Below are 23,333 nucleotides of genomic sequence, written 5' to 3' on the forward strand. Positions count from 1 at the left end.
AGATGCCGAAATGGGTCTGCAACCCGAAATAGAGTGAACTAGGACACAAACAGGGCCTTGAAAGGGTCTCAAACACCCCCACAAACATCAAAGCACCTAGTCAGTGTGTTTTATGGGTGCTAAAAAATCTTCAAAAAACTTCCAAAAAACCTCAAAAATCTGCGAATTCCCCTCTCGGGAGCCCCAAAACAGGGTCGAACGGCGCCTAAAGCCCTCGCCAACAAAGACAAACCAAGAAAACCCAGAGCCAGAGGGCAGCAGAACGATACAAGAAGAGCCCCTCCTGACGGAGGAGCTCTGTGTGTATAGGGAATGTATATAGGGAACAGAAAAGGAGGGGCACTCCCCCGCCGAACATTCAGTACCGAACACTCAGCAGAGAAGAACCCCTCCCCATCTATATGTATCGAGAAGACTAAATCAGCTCTGTACTAGATCAGCTCTACAGCACCCTGGTTCTTCTTGCCACGGCGAACCATCGCAAAACGACCGTGCAGCAGATCATCCTTAGAAATAGCTGCGTCCTCGCCCTGAACCTTCACGCCATTCACCGAAGCGCCGCCCTCCTTCAGAATGCGACGAGCCTCAGAGTTAGACTTCGCAAAGCCCAGCTCAGTCAGAACAGAAATCATGTCCAGACGGTCCTCAGACAGCTTTGCCGAAGGAAGCTCAGCAATCACAGACTCCAGGGTAGCCTCATCCAGAGCAGCGAAATCGCCCTTACCGAACAGAGCCTCCGAAGCAGCCACAGCCTGATCGGTAGCCTCGGTGCCGTGCACCAGCGAAGTCACCAGGTACGCCAGAGTCTTCTGAGCCTCACGCTTGAATGGCTCCTTCTCAACCTTCTCGGCAAACTCAGCAATCTCAGCGCGAGTCAGGAAGGTGAACACCTTCAGACGATCCACAACATCCGCATCCGCAGTGTTCAGCCAGAACTGGTAGAAAGCGTACGGCGAGCACATCTGCGGGTTCAGCCAAATAGCGTTACCCTCGCTCTTACCGAACTTAGTGCCATCAGAGTTAGTAATCAGCGGAGTACCAATAGCGTGAACGCTCTTACCCTCCACCTTACGAATCAGCTCGGTACCACTCGTCAGGTTACCCCACTGATCAGAACCACCGGTCTGCAGAGTACAACCGAAACGACGGTTCAGCTCCAAGAAGTCCAAGCCCTGCAGAATCTGGTACGAAAACTCGGTGTACGAAATGCCCTCATCAGAGTTCAGGCGCTTCGCAACAATCTCCTTCTTCACCATGGTGCCCACGCGGAAATGCTTACCAACATCGCGTAGCAACTGCAGAGCAGACATCTGACCGCTCCAGTCCAGGTTATTCACCATGCGGGCTGCATTCTCACCCTCGAAAGAGAGGAAACGCTCAATCTGAGCACGCAGAGACTTAACCCACTCAGCAACAACCTCAGGAGAGTTCAGCACACGCTCAGACGTCTGACGCGGATCACCAATCAAACCGGTGAAACCACCCACCAAACCCAGCGGCTTGTGACCAGCCAGCTGCAGACGACGCATCACCAGCAGCTGCACCAAGTGACCCAGGTGCAAAGAAGCCGCAGTCGGATCATAACCCGTATAGAAAGTCAGGCTCTCCTCGCTCAGCGCCTTCTCCAGAGCAGCCTCATCAGTGCTCACGTGCACCAGGCCGCGCCACTTCAGCTCCTGCCAAATATTCTCGAAGGTATCGTCATTATGCTGCGCGTTGAGGATCTCGGCAGACATGCTTCTCCCATTCACAAGGTAACAACGCCCGAAGGCGCTCGAACAAAATATGTAACAAGCCTAGCACCGCACCAGCCCAAACGCTCAGAAAAACCTAAGCGAGCGCCCAAACCGGTGCGGCACCGGCTCAAAGAAATAACAAGAAAGGTACTACAGAGCTACAGACCCGCGGGCATCCGCGAACCCACCATGTGCAGGCGCTGAGTCGGACGAGTCATCGACACGTACAAGTCACCCACGGCACCATCAGCATCATCAATCAGCTGCTGCGGCTCAACAATCACCACGACATCAAACTCCAGGCCCTTCGCCTCCCACGGAGTCAGAACCAGCACCTGATTCTCCAAAGCCGTCTGCGCGGTACCCGTACGATCAGCATGAGCACGAGCCACAGCCTGAGCCGTCTGAACATACAGGCTCGGCGGGCACACAACACCAATCAGAGCGCCACCCGAATGAGCGACCTCCTCGCTGACCACGGCCACGGTCTGCTCCACAACAGACTCGGCGGCAACCTCATGCACCTGCGGAGGCCACTGGCCCTCACGCACCGCACGAGGGGCAGACACCTCATAACCAGCAGCCTGAGCAACCGATACCGCCGCCTCAGCAATCTGAGCCGGAGTACGGTAATTAATCGTCAGCTCCTCCAGGGTGAAACGCTCACCCACAAACGGCTCCAACGCCTGCGACCACGACGAAGCAGCCGCAGCAGAAGAGGCCTGTGCAATATCGCCAACAATCGTGAACGACTTCATCGGGCAACGACGCATCAGCAGACGCCACTGCATCGGCGAGAGCTCCTGAGCCTCATCCACCACAATATGGCCATACGCCCAGGTACGATCAGCAGAAGCCGCAGCCGCAGCCGTCATACGCTCGCCACGAACCTCATTCATCATCGCAATCTGCTCGGGAGTAATCACGCCATCAGCGCCAATATCCTCCAGCGACTGGTGAACATTCTCCAGCGCCTTCGCAGCGTTCTCAAGGTTCGCGCGATGCTCCGCCGCAGCACGAGCCGCAGCAGCCGCACCCGTCACCTTCGAAAAATCACCCAGAAGCTCAGCAGCCTCATCCAGCAGCGGAACATCCGCCTCAGTAAACGGAGCATCCGTAGGACGAGCCAGCAGCTCACGCTCAGCCTTCGACAGCTCTCGGGTCGCAGACTCCAGGTAATGCGGCTTCGAGAACAGCGAGCGCAACAGAGTCTCCGGCGATAGCGGCATCCACGCCAGGTTCAGGGCGCGGCGCACATCCATCGAGGCGCGCACATCATCCTGCAAGTACGGACGCTCCACCACACGACCTGCCGCACGGTTCAGCTGATCATCCAGCTTCGCGGTCAGCTCCTTCAACAGAATCTTCACGAACGTCTCGCGAGCCTCATTATGCGGCTTGCCGGTCGAACGAGCACGAGAACGAGCCGAACGAACCATCTCCGGAGTCAGCTCAACATCAGTACCCTCAACATTCAGACGCTGAACCTGAGCCGGCACCTTCTGACGATCCGCAACCGCACGCTTAATAACCTTCACCATGCGCAAATCGCCCTTCAGCGCCGCAACCGCACGGTCCTTCTCAGGCACAGCACGCAGACCCGGGTACAGGGTCGCCAGCGAAGACATCACCACACCGGTCTCACCCAGCGACGGAAGCACACGCTCGATGTACCACATGAACGAATTCGAGGGGCCAACCACCAACACGCCAGCCTTCGACAGGCGCTCACGGTTCGTGTACAGCAGATACGCCGCACGATGCAGCGCCACGGCGGTCTTACCGGTACCGGGACCGCCCTGCACCACGCGCACGCCAGGCAGTTCCGAGCGGATAATCGCATCCTGCTCAGCCTGAATCGTCGCCACAATATCGCCCATGCGGCCGGTACGCTTCTTATTCAACGCCGCCAGCAGAGCACCCTCACCGTGAAGGGAATCCTCATCCTGCAGCATCTCCGAATCGAAGACCTCATCCTCAATATTGACGACAGTACGGCCCTCAAGCATCAGGTGACGGCGGCGGCGCACACCCATCGGCTGGAACGCAGTCGCCTGATAGAACGTACCCGCCTCCGGGGCACGCCAGTCCATCAGCAGACGCTGCTGATTGCTATCCGTAATACCAATACGACCGATATAGCGCACCGCATCAGCACCCTCACGGTCCATATCCAAACGGCCAAAGGTCAGGCGAGAATCCACAGCATTCAGCTGCGCCAAACGATCCTCATAGTGAGTAGCAAAAGAGTCACGCTCCGAACGGTTCTGATGACCGCCCACCGCCTGATTCTTACGCACAGCAGCCAGCTTCTCAGCCGTCTCATCACGGAGCTCATCCAGGCGAGCATACACGCGAGCAACATACTCGCGCTCCGCAGCCATCTGCTCAGCAAACAGCTTCTCAGCCGCCGAAGAATCAGCAGACTGCTGGGGTAAAGATTCAGATGACACGTAAGCTCCTTAAACCTATGGTGTCTCAAAGACAGGGTGCGACAGGCACCCAAAAATACGGGTCACTATTTTACAGGACAGGCTCCGAAGGGCAGAAATATTACCCCCGTAGAAAACCCGCACCGGCCCATACAGAAAAGTGCCCCACCGGCTCAACCGGCGGGGCACCCCTCATCACTATCAGCTACACACGCCCAACCGGCGGTAAGCCTCAAACTCTATAAAACTACTTCGACGGCAGCGGGTACTCAGACACCAGGCTCAGCGTCTCAAGACGGTAACCGTCCAGCGCCTCACGACCGCCCAGACCTTCCAGCTCCAGAAGAGCTCCAACGCCGGCAACCTTCAGGTTCGCGCGCTCCACCAGCTTCGCGGCAGCCACCAGGGTACCGCCAGTCGCCAGCAGATCATCCAGCAGAAGAACACGAGTGCCCGGCGCGAAATCATTACAGTGAATCTCAATCGCCGCGCTACCGTACTCCAGCGCATACTCCTCACGGTACGTCTCACGCGGAAGCTTACCCGCCTTACGGACCGTCATAATGCCGGTGCCGGTAGCGTACGCGAGCGCAGAAGCCAGCAAGAAACCGCGAGCCTCAACACCAGCCACCACATCAAACTGACCCTCAAAACGAGTAGCCAGCTCATCAATGCACGCCTTGAACACCTCAGCATTAGCGAAGAGAGTGGTCACATCGTAAAAGAGGATGCCCTCATGCGGGTAATTCGGAATCGTAGCGCAAGCAGCCGGAATCAACTGCTCAATAGGGGTTCGCGAAGCCTCAGAAGCGGGAACGCTCATGCTCTCTCTTTCGTGAAGGGGATAGCCCCGGAAAAACGCCCGGGAACAATAACGCGGTAGAAGCCGCCTACAAAATTCTACCCTCTTCACCCGCGCTTGTCCTCAGATGAGCGATAAGAACCATCTGCCTGGATTAGCCCCGCTGAATCAAAACCCGCAAGTCACGCTTAAGAATCTTGCCGGTCGGCCCCAGCGGCATGCTCTCCACCATCACGTAACGGCGAGGATACTTATACGCCGCCAAACGAGTACGCGCCAACGCATTCAACTCCGCCTGCAGCACACCCTCATCAGCACCCGGACGCGGCATCACCACGGCGACAACCTCCTCACCCACACGCTCATCCGGCACGCCCAACACAGCTACCGACTGCACCTGCTCATGGGTATAGAGAACGTCCTCAATCTCACGCGGATATACCGAATAGCCGTTACGCAGAACCATGTCCTTAATACGGTCCACAATAAAAATATTGCCCTGCTCATCAACACGAGCAACATCGCCGGTCGCAAACCACTCGCCGCCAAAAACCTCAGCAGTAGCCGCAGGATTATTCCAGTAGCCAGCCATCACATTCTCGCCACGTACCCACAGCTGACCGCTCACACCCGGCGCGCACTCGGAACCCTGCGGGCAACGGACCTGTACCTGCACGCCCGGCAGCACACGACCTACCGAACCGAGCACCATGCCGAACTCCGCCTGATTAAACGAAACCACCGGCGAGGTCTCGCTCAAACCGTAGCCCTCGTACACCGGGCACTCAATCAACGTCTTCCACGCGGCATGCACCGGGGCGGGCAGCGGCGAACCACCCGAAATACCGAAACGGATGCGACCGCGCAGCGAGCGCGCACGCTCAGGCTCAGCCTCCAGCGCCGCCGCCAACGACACGTACATGCTCGGAACCGCAGCCAACACCGACACCCCCGCGCGCTCAATCAGGTTCAGCGCACCATCGGGAGTAAAACGCGGCAGCAGAGCCACTGTAGCCGACGCCGCAAAAGCCGCATTCATCGACACCGTCTGACCGAACGCATGGAACAGCGGAAGACCACCAAAAATGACGTCCTCAGCGGTGAACCCAAAAACACTCACGCAGCTACGAGCATTCGAGAGGATATTTGCGTGAGTCAGCGTCGCGCCCTTCGGCTTGCCCGTCGTACCCGACGTGTAGAGAATAATCGCCGCATCACTCGCCGCCACCGGGACAGGCTCCAGAACCGTCTCGGTAGGCGCATCAAAAGGAGCCACCGGTGAGCCCTCTCCCCCGGTGAAAATCTCGCAACGAACCGAACCGTTCTTCACCAGAACCGTCGAGGTAGCCTCCGACGCCAGGCGAGTACCCGCAAAAGCGAAAAGCACCTTCGCCCCGCTATCGCGCAGATGATACTCCAGCTCAGCACCCGACAGCAGCGGATTCAACGGAACACAAATCGCACCCGCAGCCACAATGCCGTAATACAGCGCAGGCATCAACGCCACATTCGGCATAGACAACGCCACACGGTCACCACGCTCAACACCGAGCGCCTCCAGATGACGCTGAACCTGCGAGGCAGCAGACGCCAACTGCGCGTAGCTCACCAGCTGCATATCAGCAGGTTCAGAAGCCGGAATCGCCAAAGCAGCCTTAGTCCCGGCAGACGATGCCGCCTCCGCCAGAAGGTAGGCAATATTGCTCGCTGAATCGTGCATTTCAGACATGATAAAAAAACTCTCACCACAGAAAAATTGAGATATCTAGAAAAGAAGAAGCAGAGCTAGAAGCCCAGAAAAGAGCCCGAAGACAGCAGAAGGGCGTACCTTCAGCCATTCCCCCGAAACATCAGAAGAACAGCACAAGATACGCCCCAGCTACTACTGAGCAGCAGACCAATCCAAGAAGCTCTCCGCCAGCGCAGCCCCACCATTGGGGTCACGAGTCACAACAATGACCGTATCGTCACCGGCGATAGTGCCCATAATCGCCTCAAGACCGCCCTGGTCAATCGACGACGCCAAGAACTGCGCGGCACCCGGAGGAGTACGCAGAACCGTAATATTTGCCGAACCCTCAGCGGTAATCAGCAACTCCTTAAACAGGGAAATCATACGAGCATCAGGTGCAGTACCACCGCCACGACGAGCAGGATAATTCGGCACAGCATAAATCAGGCCGGCGCCTTCATCACGGATGCGCTCAGCGCCAATTTCAACAAGATCACGGGAAAGGGTCGCCTGAGTAACCTTCATACCATCATCGGTTAGGTACTGCGCCAGTTCAGCCTGGGAGCGGACACGTCGGGTCTGCAACAATTCAACGATGCGTGCCTGACGCGCGATCTTGGTCGAGGGGAAAGGCATAATATCTCTTCTTCCTACGGTGCCAATCACGAATACAGAACGGGCTGCCCAACGGTGGTGCAACGCAACATTCTCTACTACCCAAGATAATACATATGCACATAAATATGCGCCTCAGATATGGAATATTCCAAGATATGGGGGAAATTTCAGGGTTCATCTCGCCAGCTGTTACGCACAACACCGTGAAACCAGCGTGTATCTACGCGCCCAAGCGCATAACCTCACAGTGAATGCATAGCGTGCAAGAACATTCTGGGCTGGCGCGCCGAACCGAGCAAGAGGCCTCCGGCAGGCGAGCACGCAAAAGGAGCCCGCCTCCAGCAACACAACGTGCGCCAGAAGCAGGCTCCTTCAACAAAACTTCGAGGTGAATCCTTAGGACTCAGAACGCCTAGCGCTCATCCTCCACCAGACCGTCCAGGTCTTCATACTCGACATCGTGCGAACGGCGGTTCAGCCACACAGCAAAACCAAGACCCAGCAGAAGCACCAGCACCGCACCAACAATACTTGCGATACCGGCAAAACGCTCAGCGTTCACGCTTGCCTCAGTCACAGGCTTCAACGTGCCCTTCTCAGCGGTGTAAACGACCTCAAGGCTGCCGTTCTTCTCCACCAGCAGGCCATCCACCTCACGCGGGAACTCCGAAGGAACATCACCAGTCTGCGAACCACGGAACTCAATCGGAGCACCCGAAGTCACCTGGTACTTATCCTTCAGGTTCGACACGTACGTCTTACCGTTCAGAGCATCATCAGCCGGCAGGTTGCCCTTATAACGAGCCACATTGCCCTTCGTAATCAGGTCAGGAGTCAAATCCTGGTAAGTACCCTGAATAACCCAGCTCTTACCGGCATACTCGGCGTTATTATTGACCGACGCAAACGCGCGGACACCCACAACAGCCAAAATAATGGAAAGAATAACCGCAACCGCAGCAGAAAGAACCGACAACCAGTTCACACCCGGGCGGTCCTCCAGCTCTTCCTCACTCATTGCGAAAAGGGAGGAGTTCTCTTCCTCATCGTCGTAATCCTCGTACTCGTCGTACTCCTCATACTCAGAGTCTTCATACTCAGAGTCATCGTACTGAGAATCCTCGAAATAGGTTTCTTCGACCTCAGACTGCGACAGCTCGTCCTGCTCGCGCGAGTTCTCTCGATTAGCCATTACTCTCTCCCTCACTTCATCTATCTTCTAGGGTACCCATAACCACATGAGTTCACCAAGGAAAGCGCTTATCAGCGCTTCATGAACACACCGACAGGTAAACCCACCACGCAACGCCAAAAGCTACGGGGTGGGAGCCAGCGACTCCCACCCCGTCAGCACTAGGCACTACGCCATAGGGTTAGACCCGATTAGACACGCGGTTCCGCACCCAGCTGCTCAACAGTCGCAGCCACAGCAGCCTCACGAGCAGCCGATGCCTCATCAGCAGTCAGCGTACGATCCGGCGCACGGAAACGCAGCGCAAACGCCAGGGACTTCTTCGACTCATCAATGCCGACACCGCGGTAATCATCGAACACGCGGATATCCTCCAGCAGCTCGCCAGCGCCCTCACGCAGCACACGCTCCACCTCAGAAGCAGGCAGGTCACGATCCACCAGAAGCGCCACATCCTGAGTAGCCGCCGGGAAAGTCAGCACCGGAGTAGCCTGATGCGCCTCAACACGACCAGCGAACAGCGCCGAGAAATCCAGCTCAAACGCGCAAGTACGCTCCGGCAGGTTCAGCTCCTGCAGAAGCTTCGGGTGCAGCTCACCAGCGAAACCAACACGCTCACCGGCAGCGTTCAGAACCTCAGCCACACGGCCCGGGTGGAACGCAGTGTGCACACCATTACGCACCTGAATCTCAGCCGACACAGCGGCAGCCACCAGACGCACAGCATCCAGAGCGTCACGCCAATCGTAAGCACGCGGAGCAGCACCCGGCATCACCTCATGCTCAGTACCTGCAAACAGGCCAGCAATGAACGTGGGCTGCTGCGGAATACCGGCATTCAAATCAGCCAGAACCTCATCCGACGGGCGAGCACCCAGCGGCGGAATGGACTCCGAACCCAGCTGCTCACCCGGAATGAACACATGACCCGACTCAAAAATAGCCAAGTTCTTGAAACCACGAGACAGGTTACGCTTCAGAACCTCAACCAGACCCGGCAGCAGCGAGCGGCGCATCCAGCCCTCAGCCGAAGAAATCGGGTTCTCCAGGCGAATCGAAGGAACCTCAGTCACCGGGTTCTCGGGGGTGCTCGCCCACGGAGCCGACCACAGGTTATTCGCATCAGCCGACACGAAGGGGTACGCAAACACCTCAGTCAGACCGGAAGCAGCCAGCGCATTCAGCGCACGACGCTTACCCGCCTGCTCCGGAGTGTAACCGCGGCCCGCAGGAGCCACCGGCAGAGTCGAGGGGATGTTCTCGTAACCGTCGATACGTGCGATTTCCTCGGTCAGGTCTTCCTTCGCGCGCAGGTCAGTACGCCACGACGGGACAGTCACCGCGTAACCAGACTCGGTACGCTCCACCGAGCAACCAATCTCACGCAGGCACGACTCAATCTGCTCCGGCGAGTAATCCACGCCGATACGACCAGCAGTGTAATCAGCAGGCAGGTCAATCACGACCGGCTCATAGCCGAGGGATACGTCAGTAACGCCCGGCTCAACCTGAGCACCAGCCAGCTCAACCAGCAGCTCAACCGCACGCTGAGCAGCCGCTGCCTGAATCAGCGGATCAACGCCACGCTCAAAACGCTTCGAGGACTCAGAAATCAGCTTGTGACGGCGAGCAGTACGAGCCACCGACACCTCATCAAAACGAGCAGCCTCAACCAGAATGCGGGTGGTCGAATCGGTCACCTCAGTGGAGGCGCCGCCCATCACACCGGCAAGACCAATCACACCGGAATCATCAGCAATGACAATATCCTCGGGGTGCAGAGTACGCTCAACGCCATCCAGGGTCACCAGCTTCTCACCAGCTGCGGCGCGACGCACCACAATCTCACCCTGAACCTTGTCAGCGTCGTAGAAGTGCAGCGGCTGACCGGTCTCCAGCATCACGTAGTTCGAAATATCCACCGGCAGCGACAGCGAGCGCACACCCGCCAGACGCAGACGCGAAGACATCCAGGTCGGAACCGGCGCATCCGCCTTCACGCCCGAAACCTCACGCATCACGAAACGAGTGCAGCCCGGGTTACCGTGAATCGGGGCGTCATCACGCAGAGAAACCGGGTGACCGGACTCGTTCGCCTCCGGGGCGCGCTCGCCGTACGCCAGCACAAAATCCTCAAAGGAAGAACCGGTAGCGTGGCACCACTCGCGAGCGATACCGCGCAGAGAGAACGCGTAACCGCGGTCCGGAGTCACGTTCACCTCAGCAGCCTGATCGTACAGACCCAGCAGCTCCATCGCGTCGGTGCCGACCTCCGGGTCCAGGCCCAGAGTCGAAAGCACCAGAATGCCGCCGTGATCATCGCCAATACCCAGCTCACGGGTAGAGGCAATCATGCCAGCCGACTTATGACCATAGGTCTTACGGGCGGTAATCTCGAAACCGCCGGGCAGAACAGCACCGGGCAGGGTCACAACAACCTTGTCACCGGGCTTGAAATTGTGGGCACCACAAATAATGCCCTGCACGCCGGAAGGCTCAATGCCCTTACCGGTCAGAGTCTGCTCCTGGCCCTCCGGAACCACACGCACCTGGCACCAGTTCACGGTCTTGCCGTTAGAGTGGGTCTCCGGCTCCATGGAGAGCACCTGGCCAACCACAATTGGTCCGGACAGCTCATCAGAGGGGCGGTGAACGTCTTCTTCTTCCAGGCCAACCTTCACCAGGGTTGCCATCAAATCTTCAGCCGAAGCATCCTCAGCTACAGGCACGAACTCGCGCAGCCATGACAGGGGTACACGCATAATTTAGATCTCCATCCCGAACTGCTCAGAGAAACGGATGTCGCCTTCAACCATGTCATGCATGTCAGCGACGTTGTTACGGAACATGAGGGTACGTTCAATACCCATACCGAAAGCGAAGCCCGAGTACTCCTCAGGATCAATACCCGCAGCACGCAAAACGTTGGGGTTCACCATGCCGCAGCCACCCCACTCAATCCACTGCGGGCCGCCCTTAGCGTTCGGGTGCCACAAATCCAGCTCAGCGGAAGGCTCAGTGAACGGGAAGAAGTTCGGGCGCAGGCGAATCTTAGCGTCCTCACCGAACATGGCGCGTGCCATGTACTCCAGGGTGCCCTTCAGATCAGCCATAGTCAGGCCCTTATCCACGGCAAGACCCTCGATCTGGTGGAAGACCGGGGTGTGGGTCGCATCCAGCTCATCGGTACGGTACACCTGACCCGGGCACACAATGTACAGCGGCAGCTCGCGAGAAAGCAGCGAGCGCATCTGCACCGGCGACGTGTGGGTGCGCAGCAGCAGGTGAGCGTTCTTCGGCTCAACGTAGAAAGTGTCCTGCATTTCGCGTGCCGGGTGATCCGGCTTAATGTTCAGAGCGTCAAAGTTGTACCACTCAGACTCCAGCTCCGGGCCGTCAGCAACTTCCCAACCCATACCGACGAAAATGTCGGTCAGGCGCTCCTGCATCAGAGCAATCGGGTGGCGGCCGCCCAGGGAACGGCGAGGCGAAGCAGCAGAAACGTCCACAGCTTCCTCAGCCAGGATGCGAGCCTCACGCTCAGCCTCCAGCTCGGCGGTACGAGCCTCAATAGCCTCAGTCAGGGCTGCACGAGCCTGACCCATCAGCTTACCCACCGGGCCCTTGTGCTGGTTCTGAAGATCACGCATCTGACGGTTCGCGATGCTCATGATGCCCTTCTCACCGAAGAAGCTCAGGCGCACCTCCTTGAGGCTGTCAAAGTCCTTAGCCTTCTCGCGAATCTCCTGGCGGGCGCGCTCACGCTCAGCCTCAAAAGCCTCACGGATAGCGTCCAAACCGTTCTCGGGGTTCTCCTCCAGAACCTGCGCAATGCGGGCGAGAACCTGAGCCGGGCCGTTAAGACCCTCGTGTTCCTGCACGGAATCGGTCATTGTCACTCTTCTCTGCATACCACCGGCACTATGCCGGCTGGCTCGTTATACACCTTAGGCAGCACCGTCTGCTCTCCCCCGGCTACCCGCACAGGGTGCGGAACAGGGGGATGGCGACGGGCGTATATCCTATCCATTTTAGACCAGAGAAGGAAGCGCAAACAGCAGAACGCCCGGATAGTCCATCCGGGCGTTCTAGAGTATATCTTTTCAACAACAGGGTTGAAGAGGGTACTTCTACTTCAGAGCCTGCTTCACAGCCGGGTCGAAAGAAGCACGAATCCACAGCACGTTCGCAATGAACCATGCCGCGTACAGGGGCACGAAGCCGTAGCGCTGAGCGTCAATGACATTACCAATCAGAGACAGAATCGCCACGAACGCACCCAGAATCGCAAAAATCAGACCGACAGTCAGGCCCAGACGCTTGCCCTTCTGAATCGTGAAGTAGACCCAGATGTACACAACCGCAGAAACAACCAGCAGGCCGATACCGCCCGCCACACCGAACTCCGGCAGACCCTTCAGCGGGGACAGGTTATCCGGTGCGAACGAGGAAATAACACCGTGGATCAAGCAGAGCAGCGCGGAGACAATCATAATCTCCTGCAGACGCAGAATCTTCGGGTGCTTGGTCGGCGAGTGGAACAGAATTCCGCGCGGCTCAGCGCCGCCTTCCTGAATATAAATAGCTTGAGTGTCCGAGGGAACCGCGTCGGAGCGGTAGGCACCCGGATCAAACGGGGGTTGAGCAGTCATCATTGTCTCCCAATACGTATGTGATTTCTCCCTCAATACTACCCGCCTACCGATTGGTTTCCAAAGTATGTATCCGTGTCGAACCCATATATGACAAATTCCTCTCCCCCACAAATACACAAGTCAGAATCACCTGGCGCATAATTCACCCTCAAAGTATGAATAAAGGCGGGACTCCCCACAGGGAATCCCGCCTTCAAACAGTGTCAAAAAAAAGATAGAGAAAATTTATCCTGTTACCGCCGCGAACGTGTCACATAACGGTGACTTAGCCTCGCAACGAACTAGCGCAGAGCATTAGGTCAGACCTTGGGTCTACGCCTCACCAGTGCCAGTGTCCTGCAGCTGCTGCAGAAGCGCTTCCACAATCGGCAAATCCGCCGGAATCCACGGCAAACCCAGCAAATCATCGTACGCCTGCGCGTCATCCTTAGACTTCGGCAACGGCATCCACCGCAGCGCGCTATGATCTTCCAAAGTATCCGGAGTACCCGAAAGAATCTCCGCAAAGAACACGCGCATCGCCAGACGCTCGCTCAGACGCCAGCCCTGCGGGTACGCGCCGGGCACCTCAGCACCCAAACGCGCCTGCACGCCCAGTTCCTCCTTCAGCTCACGCACCAGCGCCTGCTCGCAGCTCTCCCCCGGTTCGACCTTACCGCCCGGGAACTCCCACATGCCGGCAACAGTCTGCGGCTCAGAACGCTGAGCCACCAGCATACGGGTCGGAGCCACCAAAGAATCGACCACGGCGGCGCCAACCACCTGAACCTCAAACGAGGGCGACACTTCACTCATCTTTCTCTACCTTCTTCTACGCTTTAGAATCCTTCATCGGATGCGCATCCTCAGCAGCGTGCTCCGCTACTTCCTTCTCGGCATCCTCAGTATTCTCAGGCTCAGGAGCTTCCTCCACGCCTTCCTGCCACTCTTCTTCCTCATCATTCATATTCGAGGCTTCTGCCACCTCACGGCGAATATTAGTGCCGTCATTCAGCAGAATCAGAAGGCGGTTGCCGTTCTTGAACTCCATGAGGAAGACATCCTCAAGCTCGACCTCAGCGGCACGCAACTGTAGGTACACCCAATCCTCGGTCTTGTGCGCATCCGCGATATCGCGAGTGACCAAGCTACCCTTCACAATCAGAGCAAAGTTCGGCACACCGTCACCCTTACGGATCACGCTCAGCGCACCGTTCGGTTCAATCTGAGCGAACTCAATGTCTTCCAGGTCGTAAATACCCTGCGCACGAAGGTCAGCAATCAGGCGCATCGGATCAAGAACCACATCTGCCTGCTGGAAGCTCTTAATATCGATATCACCATCCGTAATGACCGGCACGCGCTGCTCACGCACCGCCATATGCAGAAAACGAATCTTCGTGGTCGCCACGTTCAGCAGCTGAATCATGCACAGCGTAAACACCATGTAGATGACAAAGTAGAACAGGCTAATCTGCTTGCTGTACAACACGCCACCGAACACACCACCGATGACAAAGTTACCGATGGTATCAATCGGGGTCTGGTGCCCCGCCTGAGAACGGTGAGTCAGACGCAGGTACACCAAAAGAATGATCAGGCCAACGAAAATCTTTAGCAAACCATCAACGATCATCTCAACGGTCATAACAAAAATCTCCTAGAACTAAGCCCGGAAAATATCCGGCTCCAAATAAATGATGCGTGCCGCAGGAACAGCCTCGCGAATACGAACCTCAGCCGCGTCAATCTCATCAGCCACCGCACGACCAGTGTCAGCATCATGAATGCGAATCTTTGCCGCCACCAGAATCTCCTCAGGACCCAGGTGCACAGTCTTAATGTGGATAATGCGCTCGCTATCGCCATCCTCAATCGCCGCACGAATCTTCGCCAAATCCTCCGGCGAAGCAGCCTCACCCAAAATTAGGGACTTCATCTCCACCGCAAGGAACACAGCGATAAAGACCAACAGAATACCGATAGCCAGGGTACCGAACGCATCCCACAGACCATTACCGGTCAACAGAGTCAGACCCACACCAAAGAGCGCAAAAATCAGACCCAGCAGCGCACCCGCATCCTCCAGCAGAAGCACCGGAAGCTCCGGGTTCTTCGAAGTACGCAAGAAACGCATCCAGCTCTGCTTGCCCTTCAGCTCACGCGACTCCTTCACCGCCACGCGGAACGAATTACCCTCCAGCAGGATCGAACCCACCAGAACAGCCACCGGAACCCACTGCCACTCAGTAATACCGTGCGGGTCATGCAGCTTCTCATAACCCTCATACAGGGCGAACAAACCACCCAGCGCGAAGATAATAATCGAAACAATAAACGCGTAAATATAGCGGTTACGGCCATAACCAAACGGGTGCTCCTCATCAGCCTGCTTCTGCGAAGCACGACCGCCCAGCAGCAACAGAAGCTGATTACCGGAGTCAGCCACCGAGTGAATAGCCTCCGCCAGCATCGACGAAGAACGAGTCAGCGCAAAAGCCAAAAACTTCAGCACCGCAATACCCAGGTTCGCGCCCAGCGCGGCAATAATCGCGCCCGAACCCGAATGACCAGAAGGAGCAGACATGATTTCCCTTTCTACAGCCCTAAACCAAAACTCTAAAAATATGAGGCGAAGGCGGCCCGCCGCTGCACCACAGCCACGAACCGCCCAAAGCCTAGCGAGAAACGCCGCGCTGAGCCATCGCCGAAGCATACAGGCACACAGCAGCAGCCGTACCCACATTCAAAGACTCAGCCGAACCATAGACAGGAACAGCCACGCGCATAGTGGCGGCCGCCTTCTCTTCAGCGTTCAAGCCCTGCGCTTCATTCCCGAAAAGCCACATGGTCGGCTTAGAAAGATCAAAATTACCCTTCACACCGGACGGGGCACTCGCCTCCACACCGGCACGACGAGCCGCAGTGTACTCACTCAGCTCCTGCAGATTCACCGCACCATAGCCGTCAGCAGCCAGCACAGCAGTACCCTGAGACTTCACATCCTCCGCGAAATCCTCCAGCTGCACGCCCTGAATAATCGGCACATGGAACAGCGAACCCGCCGTAGAACGCACCGTCTTCGGGTTATACAAATCCACCGAACCCTTAGTCGTAATCACCAAGTCAGCACCGGCCGCATCAGCCACACGAAGAATAGTGCCCGCATTACCCGGATCCTGCACACGAGACAGCACAGCAATCAACTTCGGGTTCAACGCGCCTTCACCCCACAGCAGCGAGAACGACGCATCCACCATAAAGGAAACCGCAATAATACCCTGCGGGCTCACCGAATCAGCCATCGCCTCCAGCACCTCATCGGTCACCACACGCATAAAGACGCGGCGACCCTCCTCCGGGGTGGGAGTGCCGTACACCTGCTCCAGCAGCTCAGCGATATCCTCATGACGGTCAAAAGCCGCCTCCGTAACGTAGACAGCATCCAGAATCGGCTTCTTCAGATGCGCCTTCAACGCCTCACGCACAGCCTGCGGGCCTTCCACCAGAAACTGGCCCTTCTTCGTGCGGGCAGCGCGGGTACGCAGCTTCGCAATATCGCGCACACGATCTGCCTGCGGATTGGACATCACAACGGGGGTACTAATACGTTCAAAAAAGTTCACTCTTAAAGGGTACAGGCAAAGGCACACCCAAAAAACGCAGAACAGCCACAAGCACAACCCCCAGATACGCAGAAAGCGGCCGCCCACACTCAAAAGTGCAGACGGCCGCTCACGACGCTTAAGCATCCTACCCCGAACCTAGATTTTCGAGGTAAGAACACAACCTAGGCTAATTAAGCCTTGGGAGCCGAGGTGTCCTCGGGCAGGTTGTTCTTAGCAATCTCAACCAGTGCGTTGAAGGCAGCGGGCTCGTTAACAGCCAGCTCAGCCAGCATACGGCGGTCGACCTCAACACCAGCAGCCTTCAGGCCCTGGATGAAGCGGTTGTAGGTCAGGCCCTGTGCGCGGGAAGCAGCGTTGATACGCTGAATCCACAGGCGACGGAAGTCACCCTTCTTCTTACGACGGTGGTCGTAGCTGTAAACCAGCGAGTGAGTGACCTGCTCCTTAGCCTTACGGTACAGGCGAGAACGCTGACCGCGGTAGCCGGATGCACGATCGAGAATAGTACGGCGCTTCTTGTGCGCGTTAACCGCGCGCTTCACACGTGCCACGTGTGTCTCCTTCGTCTTATGTCCTGAACAGCTCACATATCACGCTGAACAGGAGCGAGTCTTTAATCAGTGCGCACCACTATCGGTGCGCCAGGTGCAGAGAGTAAGCGTTGCTTACTTACCCAGCATCTTCTTGACAACCTTTGCCTGGCCGCCGGTAACGATCTGGTCAGAAGCCAGACGACGGGTCAGACGAGAGGACTTGTGCTCCAGGTAGTGGCGGCGGTTCGCCTGCTGGCGCTTAACCTTGCCGCTACCGGTGAGCTTGAAGCGCTTCTTAGCACCAGAGTGGGTCTTCTGCTTCGGCATAGCTGCCGTTCTCCTTACATTCATCCCCCGCCACAACAGCGGGGTAGCTTAGTGGGGTTGAGCGATAGACGCATCAGCCCCAAGGACCAAAGGTGAGGCACCCCTAACGAGGTGCCTCGGAACCGGCACCGGGTGAACCCGCAACACCCACCCAACGGTGGAGGCGCGTGCCCATCCTAAAGTGACGACCCGGTTCCCTACTCGGCGGAAGCCTGTGCCTTCAACTCGGCAGGCATAACGTCTGCCAAAGAATTAGTTACGGGCTTCGCCTTGGTCGTGTCAATACGCTCGCGACCCTTGCGACCGCCGGCGCCCTGCTCACGGCGAGCCTCTGCCTTACCGCGAAGCGGAGCCAGAACCATCACCATGTTGCGGCCATCCTGACGGGGGCGAGACTCAACGGTGCTCACCTCAGCCAGTTCAGCCGCCAGACGCTCCAGCAGACGCACACCCATCTCGGGGCGCTGCTGCTCACGACCACGGAACTGAATCATTGCCTTGACCTTGTCACCACCGGAAAGGAAACGACGAGCGTGTCCAACCTTGGTTTCGTAGTCGTGGGTATCAATCTTCAGGCGGAAACGGATCTCCTTCAGAACGGCATTAGCCTGCTTCTTGCGGGATTCACGAGCCTTGATTGCGGCTTCGTACTTGTACTTACCGTAATCCATGAGCTTGCACACGGGCGGCTTCGCGTTCGGGGCAACCTCGACCAGGTCGAGTTCGGCGTCCTCAGCCAGACGCAGGGCGTCCTTCAGAGGGACAACGCCTACCTGCTCGCCACCGGGACCGACAAGACGGACCTCGGGAACGCGGATACGATCGTTAATGCGTGGTTCGCTAATGACTAGCTCCTGTGCTCTGTGGGTTTCCCCGTGAATACTATCCGTTGCGGGCACTAAAAAAGCCCCCGCAGTTACACAAGCGGAGGCACAAACCAGCGTACGCCGAAAGCGGCGGACAAACCCGTTCACCTCAAAACTCGCAAACAAACGCCTGCGGCGGTCAACCGGGTGGGAGGCATGCTCCACTTGCAAACTGCCTACAACCATACCGCAGAATCCCCGACAGGCGCAAGGAAATAGACGCAAAACACCATAAAAATTGCGGGGACTCCTCCAGAAAGTCCCCAGAAGTGCCCACTCTTAAGGACGCATTTACCGAAACAAACGAAATATGAGATTCTAAGACTATGAGCACTGAAAACACGAACTTCCGCTTCACCGCGGAAGAAGAAACCCCCGTCCACGGCCACACCGAGCTCACCGAGGAGCAGGTCGAAGCCGTCAACGAACAGCTGCGCGACATCGCAGACGTACCCGCCATCGAAATCATTAGCTCCGCGGCCATCCACATGATGAGCGCCGCAGCCGTCAAGTGCGGCCTGGCAGCAGACGAAAACGCCGACGACCTCAAGGACCTCGACGAAGCACGCAAGCTCATCACCGCGCTGGCAGGCCTAGTCACCGCCGCAGCACCCGAAATCGGCTCCCAGCACGCAGCACCCCTGCGCGATGGCCTGCGCACCCTGCAGTTGGCATTCCGTGAGGCTTCCCCCTTCCCGGACGAGCCCGGCAAGGGCCCCGGCGAAAAGCTCACCGGCCCGGTGTACTAAACCAGCACGTGTACTAAACCAGGACGTACGCTAAACCAGCTGGTCTACTAAGCCGCCCCTGGTTTATGTCATCACGAAGCCCCGCCTCCCTCACGCTGAGGAAGACGGGGCTTCGTCATATATAAAGTCCGTTCGGGTTAGCGGGAACGGTAGCTTTAGCGGAAGCCAGCAGCCTCAAGAGCCTGCTCAAAACTAAAGTTACCCACATACAGCGCCTTGCCAAGCACCACACCCTCCAAACCATGAGGCACCATGGAACGCAGCTTCTCAAGATCAGCCAGCGACGCCACACCACCGGACGCCACCACCCGGCAGGCAGTCTGCGCCAGCACCTCATCCAGCAGCTCCGCACCGGGACCCGCCAGAGAACCGTCCTTGCTCACATCCGTGACGATATAGCGGCGCACGCCCGCGCCCTCCAGCCACGCCAGCGCCTCCGCCAGATCAGGGCCCGACCAGTCGGTACCGCGAGCCACCGTCACCCAGCCCCGCTCAGGGTTATAGCGGGCATCGAGACCAAGAGCCAGAAGATCAGAATCGGCGTAACGAGCCAGAGTGCCTTCAAGCCAGGAAGAATCCGTCAGCGCCGCACTGGTCACGTTCACGCGGTCCGGATTCAGACTCAGGGCACGCTCCAGACTCTCAGCATTGCGCACACCGCCGCTGACCTGAATACGAACCGGAGCGGAGCCGCGGGCATTCTCTGCACGGACGGCGGCAACCACCTCAGCCAGAACCTCAGTATTCGTGCCGCGACCAAATGCCAAATCAAGGTCAACCAGGTGAATCCAGCGGGCACCAGACTTCACCCAGGTCAGAGCCGACTCAACAGGGTCGAGGCGCTGCTCACCACCGGACAGGGTGCCACCCACCGGGCGCACCGCGTAGCCTTCAGAAATATCAACAGCGGGCAGAAGTTCAAGAACGGGTGCAGACATTAGTTACCTCCCGCAGCAGTAGCGGAGTCTCCAGAAGACAGAGACTCAGAAGACAGGCGACCGGTCACCGCCAGGGACGCAACCCAGCGGCGCATAAACTCCGCCCCCAGCTCGCCAGAGCCCACCGGGCAGAACTGCACCGCCGTCAGCGGACCGTTCTCAACCGCCGCGATATAGGCGGGCTCGGTGACAGTCCAAGTCACCGCCGGAGGGGCAATATATTCAATGCTCTGATCAAAAGCCCACTCAAAAACGCCGTGCTCAGATTTGAAGTGAGCCTCGCCCTCAAGATCCTTGAGCAGCGTACTATCGGCGGACGGGCGCAAAGTAGCAACACCGGGAGTTACCTCGCGGGTAGAAAGCTCCACGCCCTCGCCGGGCCACTCCCCCATGCCCTGCACCTGAACCTGCCCCATCTGCGGATGCTCCACCATAATAGAGTCAAAGAGGCAGCTCAGTGCCGCACCGGCAACCAGCACCGGACGACCACCGGCAACGCGGCGGCCAATCACACGCTCAGCGTCCTTAGCTTTCAGGTCTTCGTACGCCTCAAGAGAGCTCGCACCGCCGGTAACCACCATGCCGTCAGCCTCACGCAGCTGATCGGGCACAGCGGTTACGATCACGTCCGCCCCCGCATCCTGAAGAAGCTTCACCAAGGCGCCACGAGTTCCGGGTTCCCCCAAAACAGCAACCACAGGACGAGCAGTCTGAGCATTCTGTACAGATTCAGTTTCCTGTGCAGATTCAATTTCGGTGAGTGTGGGTTCAACGGGAACAGGCATCGGTGCGCTCCTATTTCATAGGCTCAAGAATTCGGCTCAAGCGCTCTAGCTTGAGAGATGAAGGATTCGGAGTCAAGACATCAACCTCATGCAGAAGCCAACCACACACGGGTCCGTACTTAGCGCTGAGTCTGAGGGATTTCCAGACGCTGACCGGCATCAACAGAGGTGCTGGTCAACGAGTTCAACTCCATAATACGAACCACAGTATCACGGGTGTCACCTTGCGGATTCACCGCCTGAGCAATATCCCACAGGGTCTCGCCGTGCTTGACCACAATGACGGTTCGAGTCACCGAAGCGTTCTCCACGGAGGCAGAAGCCGCCGGGCCAAAGAAGCTAATAGCGCCGAGCACAATCAGTGCCGCCAAGGTCAGCAGAGGCAGGCCCTTCAGAAAACCGCGCACAGTGCCAAGACGACGAATAGAACCGGGAACCGAGCGCAGAAGCTCGCCGCCCTTAGCCAGAAGAACACTCTTCGCACTAGGCGCCTGAGCCGCAGAAGATGCCTGAGTAGAAACAACAGGGGTAGAAACGGCGGGAGCGTGAGCGGGCTGAGCCTCCTGCGCGGGACGGGGTGCATGAGCCGCACGAGAAGAGCGAACAGACTGCGAAGACGCAGGCACACGAGAACGCCCCTGCACGGTGCTGGCGGACACGGTGCTGGCGGACGCTGTGCGGGCGGGGTGAAGTACCACCAAACCTGCCGGAAGGTGTGCAGAAGTGCCGTGAGAAGCAATAGGTGCTGCAGTAGTCATTGTGGTTCCTTTCTCTCAGCTCGCCCGGGGTTGCCCCGCGGGTCTAGCAATGCCGAGCGATACCCGCTCGGAGGTCCTAGTTGAGTGATAACTATGGAGTGGTGATTGTTAGGCGATAACTATTGGGTAGCTAGTCCCTAGTAGTTAGGTCAGAGCATTCGGATGCACCGGGTTGATTTGGGTACCCCAGTTTTGAGCCCCCCATCCCCCGCGCTCTCTCTTCGCCAGATGCTTCCTAGAGCATCCGAGGTAGATCATGCGAAGAGAGAGGCAGAGGATTCGAATACATTCGAACACTCATTCGCTCTCGTCTCCCGGAAGACTCCGGGTCGAATCTTCGAATATTTTTCGAACATTCGCCCGCAAATCCCGAATTTCAGGAGAGATTCAAGAGTATATACGAACTCTTGTTCTAAAGTCTAGCAGAGATGTGCTAAAAATTTCTTCGAGTTTCGAAGAAAAAATCTAGAATATTTGTTTGAGTTTTTCGGTGCAGTGTTCTACACTGGTGTCAAGAGACGTTCCACACGCTCCTGATGAGTCCTACTCACAGCAGGTTTCTGTACCCGTTACAGCTTGGTTCTGTATCGAATGCAGGTGCTGCTGGCTGAGTTTTATAGGGCGGAGGCGCATACTCGTTGCCTGTGTATCGCTTCGGTATCGCTTCGGCACGGATAGAATTCCTCCACCCCCTGACGAGATAAGACCCATTTCGGCAGAACCAAAAAATTTTTAGGACACCATCAGAAAACGTGTGAAGCACCCATCCGTGCCCCGACCGGGATACAAGGTCGGAGTACAGACCGAAGGAAAAGAAATGGCAACAGCACCCCGTCCGGCGCTGACCGCGCGCCAGCAGAAGATTCTTGACGCGATCCGCACCGAGATTGAACAAAAGGGTTACCCGCCGTCCATGCGCCAGATTGGTGACATGGTGGGTCTTGCGTCCCTATCCTCGGTCACTCACCAGCTTGGTCGCCTCGAGACTATGGGCTATATTCGCCGCGATCCCAAGCTCCCCCGCGCCATTGAGGTGCTGGATGAGAACGGCGTCGGCATCCACGGTAGCTCCTCCTCGTCCCTGCCCGAGCTGCCGAACTTCGAAGTTGGCGATGAGGACCTCGTACCCGTTCCCCTGGTTGGACGAATTGCAGCGGGCGGTCCCATCACTGCCGAGCAGTCCGTGGAGGATGTGCTCGCCCTGCCCCGCCAGTTGGTCGGTAACGGCAAGCTGTTCATGCTCAAGGTCAAGGGCGATTCCATGATTGACGCCGCAATCTGCGACGGCGACTGGGTGGTTGTCCGCGAGCAGCACACCGCGGACAACGGCGATATCGTTGCTGCTCTGCTCGACGATGAAGCAACCGTGAAGGTGTTCCGTCAGGTCGACGGCCACACCTGGCTCATGCCGCGCAACTCCAACTACGAGCCGATTATGGGCGACCGCGCAACCGTCATGGGTAAGGTCGTCTCCGTGCTGCGTAGTCTCTAAAAGATGCAGTCTCTAGAGACATAACCGCTAGGCTTTTAGCTCTATATAAAAATCACCCCGGTGACACGTGAATGTTCACGTGTCACCAGGGTGATTTCTATATTTCCAAA

At 57.5% G+C, this 23,333-nt stretch carries 21 protein-coding genes; 2 read left to right on the plus strand and 19 right to left on the minus strand.

The window, feature by feature from the left end:
- Window positions 1-431 precede the first annotated feature (431 nt).
- The 16 genes from tyrS to infC all read right to left on the minus strand — a co-directional run bounded on the left by tyrS (window position 432) and on the right by infC (window position 18,534).
- Window positions 432-1,736: a tyrosine--tRNA ligase gene (gene tyrS, locus HMPREF2884_RS00415; RefSeq protein ID WP_070604858.1), complete on the minus strand. Its 1,305-nt coding sequence runs from the start codon at window positions 1,734-1,736 to the stop codon at window positions 432-434.
- A 158-nt stretch (window positions 1,737-1,894) separates the two neighbouring features.
- Window positions 1,895-4,189 carry a HelD family protein gene (locus tag HMPREF2884_RS00420; protein ID WP_070614751.1) on the minus strand — a complete coding sequence of 765 codons (2,295 nt, stop codon included), beginning with the start codon at window positions 4,187-4,189 and terminating at the stop codon, window positions 1,895-1,897.
- A gap of 226 nt (window positions 4,190-4,415) precedes the next feature.
- Entirely contained in the window at window positions 4,416-4,991 is a 576-nt protein-coding gene (locus HMPREF2884_RS00425; protein ID WP_049355170.1) for an adenine phosphoribosyltransferase, read from the minus strand.
- A gap of 133 nt (window positions 4,992-5,124) precedes the next feature.
- Window positions 5,125-6,699, minus strand: a complete 1,575-nt coding sequence (locus tag HMPREF2884_RS00430; RefSeq protein WP_070614753.1) for an AMP-binding protein — start codon at window positions 6,697-6,699, stop codon at window positions 5,125-5,127.
- A 153-nt stretch (window positions 6,700-6,852) separates the two neighbouring features.
- Window positions 6,853-7,338 (minus strand): arginine repressor, encoded by a 486-nt coding sequence (locus HMPREF2884_RS00435; protein ID WP_044150633.1) that lies wholly within the window; start codon window positions 7,336-7,338, stop codon window positions 6,853-6,855.
- Between the two features lie 394 nt (window positions 7,339-7,732).
- Window positions 7,733-8,512 (minus strand): hypothetical protein, encoded by a 780-nt coding sequence (locus HMPREF2884_RS00440; RefSeq protein WP_070614755.1) that lies wholly within the window; start codon window positions 8,510-8,512, stop codon window positions 7,733-7,735.
- 191 nt (window positions 8,513-8,703) lie between these two features.
- Complete coding sequence (gene pheT, locus HMPREF2884_RS00445; protein WP_070614757.1) at window positions 8,704-11,274, minus strand: phenylalanine--tRNA ligase subunit beta; 2,571 nt, start codon at window positions 11,272-11,274, stop codon at window positions 8,704-8,706.
- Between the two features lie 3 nt (window positions 11,275-11,277).
- Entirely contained in the window at window positions 11,278-12,405 is a 1,128-nt protein-coding gene (gene pheS / locus HMPREF2884_RS00450) for a phenylalanine--tRNA ligase subunit alpha (protein ID WP_049341754.1), read from the minus strand.
- A gap of 237 nt (window positions 12,406-12,642) precedes the next feature.
- Window positions 12,643-13,164, minus strand: coding sequence for a hypothetical protein (locus tag HMPREF2884_RS00455; protein ID WP_049338512.1), 522 nt, complete (start codon window positions 13,162-13,164; stop codon window positions 12,643-12,645).
- Window positions 13,165-13,479: 315 nt separating this feature from the next.
- Complete coding sequence (locus HMPREF2884_RS00460) at window positions 13,480-13,962, minus strand: (deoxy)nucleoside triphosphate pyrophosphohydrolase (protein ID WP_049338511.1); 483 nt, start codon at window positions 13,960-13,962, stop codon at window positions 13,480-13,482.
- A 16-nt stretch (window positions 13,963-13,978) separates the two neighbouring features.
- Window positions 13,979-14,794 (minus strand): DUF421 domain-containing protein, encoded by an 816-nt coding sequence (locus tag HMPREF2884_RS00465; protein WP_070614759.1) that lies wholly within the window; start codon window positions 14,792-14,794, stop codon window positions 13,979-13,981.
- A gap of 18 nt (window positions 14,795-14,812) precedes the next feature.
- Window positions 14,813-15,733 carry a cation diffusion facilitator family transporter gene (locus tag HMPREF2884_RS00470; RefSeq protein WP_070594149.1) on the minus strand — a complete coding sequence of 307 codons (921 nt, stop codon included), beginning with the start codon at window positions 15,731-15,733 and terminating at the stop codon, window positions 14,813-14,815.
- Between the two features lie 91 nt (window positions 15,734-15,824).
- Complete coding sequence (locus tag HMPREF2884_RS00475; RefSeq protein ID WP_246827899.1) at window positions 15,825-16,736, minus strand: TrmH family RNA methyltransferase; 912 nt, start codon at window positions 16,734-16,736, stop codon at window positions 15,825-15,827.
- Between the two features lie 209 nt (window positions 16,737-16,945).
- The gene (rplT, locus tag HMPREF2884_RS00480) at window positions 16,946-17,326 is read right to left on the minus strand and encodes a 50S ribosomal protein L20 (RefSeq protein WP_005507127.1); all 381 of its coding nucleotides are present in this window, start codon (window positions 17,324-17,326) and stop codon (window positions 16,946-16,948) included.
- A 114-nt stretch (window positions 17,327-17,440) separates the two neighbouring features.
- Entirely contained in the window at window positions 17,441-17,635 is a 195-nt protein-coding gene (gene rpmI, locus HMPREF2884_RS00485) for a 50S ribosomal protein L35 (protein WP_004006287.1), read from the minus strand.
- A 197-nt stretch (window positions 17,636-17,832) separates the two neighbouring features.
- A complete protein-coding gene (gene infC / locus HMPREF2884_RS00490; protein WP_083309658.1) occupies window positions 17,833-18,534 on the minus strand; it encodes a translation initiation factor IF-3 in 702 nt (233 codons plus the stop codon).
- Between the two features lie 293 nt (window positions 18,535-18,827).
- On the opposite strand from infC, the gene HMPREF2884_RS00495 reads away from it, so the two are divergent.
- Window positions 18,828-19,250: a DUF1844 domain-containing protein gene (locus HMPREF2884_RS00495; RefSeq protein WP_005507125.1), complete on the plus strand. Its 423-nt coding sequence runs from the start codon at window positions 18,828-18,830 to the stop codon at window positions 19,248-19,250.
- 155 nt (window positions 19,251-19,405) lie between these two features.
- On the opposite strand, the gene HMPREF2884_RS00500 is transcribed toward HMPREF2884_RS00495, so the two are convergent.
- From HMPREF2884_RS00500 to HMPREF2884_RS08955, 3 genes are all read right to left on the minus strand, one after another.
- Complete coding sequence (locus tag HMPREF2884_RS00500) at window positions 19,406-20,188, minus strand: HisA/HisF-related TIM barrel protein (protein ID WP_070614763.1); 783 nt, start codon at window positions 20,186-20,188, stop codon at window positions 19,406-19,408.
- Complete coding sequence (locus HMPREF2884_RS00505) at window positions 20,188-20,973, minus strand: type 1 glutamine amidotransferase family protein (protein WP_083309140.1); 786 nt, start codon at window positions 20,971-20,973, stop codon at window positions 20,188-20,190. The genes HMPREF2884_RS00500 and HMPREF2884_RS00505 overlap by 1 nt, the downstream gene beginning before the upstream one ends.
- Before the next feature lie 119 nt (window positions 20,974-21,092).
- A complete protein-coding gene (locus tag HMPREF2884_RS08955; protein ID WP_083309139.1) occupies window positions 21,093-21,731 on the minus strand; it encodes a LysM peptidoglycan-binding domain-containing protein in 639 nt (212 codons plus the stop codon).
- Window positions 21,732-22,548: 817 nt separating this feature from the next.
- Between HMPREF2884_RS08955 and lexA the strand changes: the two genes are divergently transcribed.
- Complete coding sequence (gene lexA / locus HMPREF2884_RS00515; protein ID WP_070614766.1) at window positions 22,549-23,223, plus strand: transcriptional repressor LexA; 675 nt, start codon at window positions 22,549-22,551, stop codon at window positions 23,221-23,223.
- Window positions 23,224-23,333: the final 110 nt, after the last annotated feature.

This window comes from Rothia sp. HMSC073B08, from assembly GCF_001812975.1.
In the GTDB taxonomy this organism is placed as follows: Bacteria; Actinomycetota; Actinomycetes; order Actinomycetales; family Micrococcaceae; genus Rothia; species Rothia mucilaginosa.